The sequence below is a fragment of the Calditerricola satsumensis genome (genome assembly GCF_014646935.1).
GTDB lineage: Bacteria > Bacillota > Bacilli > Calditerricolales > Calditerricolaceae > Calditerricola > Calditerricola satsumensis.
Genome location: NZ_BMOF01000084.1, coordinates 1 through 3,848, shown reverse-complemented (window position 1 = coordinate 3,848; position 3,848 = coordinate 1). Strand labels below are relative to the sequence as shown.

Sequence of the window (3,848 nt, the reverse complement as noted above, 5' to 3'; positions counted from 1 at the left end):
GACCGAACGGGCTGAAGCCCTCTTGCTCCAGCGCCTGAAAGCAAACAGCTTCCGTCAGGCCTTGCCCGCACGAAGGCTGCGCAGGTTGGCCCGCAGCAACGTGCAGGCCGTGGTGCGCCAGTGGAAAGCCACGTTGCCATAAAGCGTGGCCGCCAACGGGGAAACCCGGCCCCTTTGGCAGTTTCCTTTTTCCAGACACCGGCGGTGTCAAGAAAAAACAGGCAGGACATCCTGCCTGTTTGGCAGGATGTCCTGCCATGTTCATTACATTGCCCGTGCACCACAGGGAAGATGAGCGGGTCGAAGTTGCCGAGCGAAAGGTTTAGGCCTCCTGGCTTTCCACAGAAGGTGCCGGTTTCACTCGCAAGAGACGCAAACCGTTTAAGGTCACGAGAATGGTGGCCCCCATGTCGGCAAGGATGGCCAGCCATAGGGTGAGCCAACCCGGGAACACCAAGAGAACGGCGAGGAGCTTCGTGATCAACGAAAAGGCGATGTTTTGCTTGATGACCCGAACAGCACGGCGTCCCAGCCGAATGGTAAAGGGCAGTTTGGACAGATCGTCGGCCATGAGCGCGATGTCCGCCGTCTCCAAGGCCGTATCGGTTCCGGCGCCGCCCATGGCGATGCCTACCGTTGCGGATGCCAGCGCCGGGGCATCATTCACACCGTCGCCAACCATGGCCACCTTCCCGTACGCATCCCGGAGCTGTTTGATTTTCTCCAGCTTATCATGCGGAAGCAGCTCAGCGTGGTATTCGTCGATCCCCACCTGCTTGGCGATCGCGGCCGCGGTCGTGGCGTTGTCACCGGTCAGCATGATCGTTTTTTCAATACCCGCCTGTTTCAACGCCCGCACGGCCTGAACACTTTGTTCTCGCACCTGGTCGGCCACCGCAATGAGCCCCACAAGTTCATCTTGCGTCCCCAACAGCATAACGGTTTTCCCTTGGCGTTGCAGCGCGGAAATCTGATTTTGCACCGCGCCGATGTCACCGTGCAGTTCTGCAAACAGGCGAGGGTTTCCGATGTAGTAGGTTTGCCCGTCGACACGCCCGAACGCCCCTTTCCCGGTGATGGCCGAAAACTCTTCGGCCGGCTTCACCGCCAGGCCGTCCTCCTCCGCTTTTTTGACAATGGCTTTTGCCAGCGGATGTTCCGACAATTTTTCCAGGCGAGCGGCTATGCCCAGCACGTCTTGCTCCGTTCGGTCCCCCAACGGCACAACGTCGGTCACCACCGGTTCGCCTTTTGTTAATGTACCGGTTTTGTCAAAGGCGACCACCTTCAGGTTGCCGACCTCTTCCAAATAGACACCGCCTTTGATCAACACCCCTTGTCGGGCAGCCGCCCCGATGGCCGAAACGATGGCCACCGGTGTCGAAACGACCAGAGCGCACGGGCAGGCGACGACGAGGAGCGCGAGCCCCTCGTAAATCCAGCGACTCCAATCCGCGCCAAAGAACAGGGGCGGAACAAGAGCAACGCCGAGTGCGAGAACCATAACGGCCGGTGTGTAATATTTGGCAAATCGGTCAACAAACGCTTGTGAGGGAGCACGCTCGTTTTGCGCTTCTTCCACGAGATGAATGATCTTGGCAATCGTTGTGTCCGCAACCAATTTTGTTACGCGGACCTTGATTGCTCCTTGCTGGTTTAGCGTTCCGGCGTAAACCGAGTCACCGACCGTCTTGTCAACGGGCATGGACTCCCCGGTGATGGCAGCTTCATTGATGGATGATGTCCCCTCGACAATCTCCCCGTCCGCCGCGATCTTCTCCCCGGGCTTGACCAAGATGATGTCCCCGACAACCAGGTCTTCCACCGGAACGACAATCTCTTGGCCGTCGCGGAGAACGGTGGCTACTTTCGGCGCGATTTCCATGAGCGCACGGATCGACTGGCGAGCTTTTTCCATCGAATAGGACTCCAGCATCTCACTGACGGCGAAGAGAAACGTAACCACCGCCGCTTCCTTCCACTCGCCAATCAACAGCGCCCCGGTGATGGCCACCGTCATCAGCACGTTCATGTCAAAGTTGAGTCGGATCAGGTTGCGCGCGCCTTTACGCAGCAGCGAATGCCCTCCCACCGCGATCGAAGCGAGCAAGAAGCCCTTTCCGAACGGTTCTGGCACGATAAATGCGGTTGCCAAGGCCAGAAGCGAAAGCCCGGTCGTTAGTGCTTTGCGGTTCGACGCCCAGAAGGACTTCGTGGCGGTGGGTTCAGGAGTTCCAACGGGATGCAACGTCACATCTTCAATCTTTTTGACCTCTCTCTGCAGTTCTTCTGTGGAGATCGTCCCCAACACCGTCAACTTTGACGCCGCAAAATTCAACTTTGCTTCTTTAACGCCAGGCAACGCCTGGACATGCCGCTCAAGCTTGGCGGCACAGTCCATTCAAGTCAAGCCCGTTAAGCGGTATTCCTTCTTGATCGGCGTTTCCGCCATGGTTATTCCCTCCCTGCAACGATGGTTAGCGCTTCTTGAATCAACTGGCGAGCCTCAGGGCTTTGTAACCGGTAAAACACCATCTTTCCTTCACGGCGGTACGTCGCCAGCCCCATGTTGCGGAGCAACCGCAAATGGTGCGAAGCAGCGGCCGTCGAGGAGCCGATTATGGCGGCCACGTCACAGACGCACAGTTCATCCTCCAATGTAAGGGCATAAACAATTTTTAATCGGGTCTCGTCGGACAAGACTTTGAACAGCGGAGCAAGGTCTCTCACGCGGTCGACCATTTGCCGCAATCGGCTAACCTTCTCCGCATCGTATATGAACACGTTGCACGTATCTGTCTTAGTATCTGCCTTAGTTCGATTGGGATATCGGGAAAAATGTGCGTCGTTTAGCCGCTCACTTGCCATGCGACCTCCTCCTTAATAAAACGATAAAATAATCGTTTCACTGTTAGTATAATGTTTTCCCGATACAACGTCAACCGAGTTGAGTCCGTATTCTTGTGTAAAAAGGACTCTCTGAAAAAAGTCAGAGAGCCATTTCCAATCCCCCCTCGGTTAGAATGGAGCTTGAACGCACAAAGACCAAAAAGGGAGAGGGGATCGAAATGGCTCACGATCAGATTACCGTAGATGCACAGCTTTTGCATCAACTTTTTCTCCGCGACACGAAAGACGAGGCGCTCGCCAAGCTCCTGGAGTCCGTCTTGAATCAAATTTTGCAAGCCCAGGCCACGGAGCAGCTGCGTGCAGAGCCTTATGAACGGACGGAAGAGCGCCAAGGGTATCGCAATGGAACGTACCCGCATCAGCTCACGACCCGGGTGGGTACCCTCACGCTTCGGGTTCCGCGGTTTCGAAACGGGAAGTTCTCGACGGAGTTGTTTGCCCGCTACCAACGGAGCGAACAAGCGCTGGTGTTGGCCTTGATGGAAATGGTGGTCAACGGGGTATCGACGCGCAAAATTGAACAGATCACGCAGGAGCTGTGCGGCACGGAGTTCTCAAAATCCACCGTCTCAGAACTGTGCAAGCGGCTGGATCCGATGGTCAAGGCATGGAACAACCGGTCGCTTGAGGAGAAGGCCTATCCCTTTGTCCTCGTTGATGCGCTGGTGCTGAAGGTGCGTGAAGAGGGGCGCGTCCGGTCGCGCGGCGCGCTTATCGGGATCGGCATCAACACCGAGGGATATCGCGAGGTGTTGGGTCTGATGCTTGGCGACAGCGAGTCGGAAGCCAGCTGGAGCGAGTTTTTCAGCTGGCTGAAAAGCCGCGGGCTTCACGGCGTTGATGTGGTGGTGTCGGATGACCATCGCGGGCTTGTACTCGCCATTCGGCGGCACTTTCAGGGCGTAACCTGGCAGCGGTGCCAGACGCACTTTATGCGC

At 56.7% G+C, this 3,848-nt stretch carries 3 protein-coding genes; 1 reads left to right on the top strand and 2 read right to left on the bottom strand.

The features are described 5' to 3' along the window. Window positions 1-322: 322 nt before the first annotated feature. Both IEX61_RS11945 and IEX61_RS11940 read right to left on the bottom strand, forming a co-directional pair. Window positions 323-2,452 (bottom strand): heavy metal translocating P-type ATPase, encoded by a 2,130-nt coding sequence (locus tag IEX61_RS11945; RefSeq protein ID WP_083463101.1) that lies wholly within the window; start codon window positions 2,450-2,452, stop codon window positions 323-325. 2 nt (window positions 2,453-2,454) lie between these two features. Then, window positions 2,455-2,868, bottom strand: coding sequence for an ArsR/SmtB family transcription factor (locus IEX61_RS11940; protein WP_188818223.1), 414 nt, complete (start codon window positions 2,866-2,868; stop codon window positions 2,455-2,457). 200 nt (window positions 2,869-3,068) lie between these two features. On the opposite strand from IEX61_RS11940, the gene IEX61_RS11935 reads away from it, so the two are divergent. Beyond that, window positions 3,069-3,848: IS256 family transposase (locus IEX61_RS11935; protein WP_188818220.1), on the top strand; the 780-nt coding region annotated here is incomplete at its 3' end.

What these genes read in the sequence shown, in the direction of transcription:
- IEX61_RS11940 (WP_188818223.1), bottom strand. Translation starts at nt 2,868, where the DNA reads ATGGCAAGTGAGCGGCTAAACGACGCACATTTTTCCCGATATCCCAAT.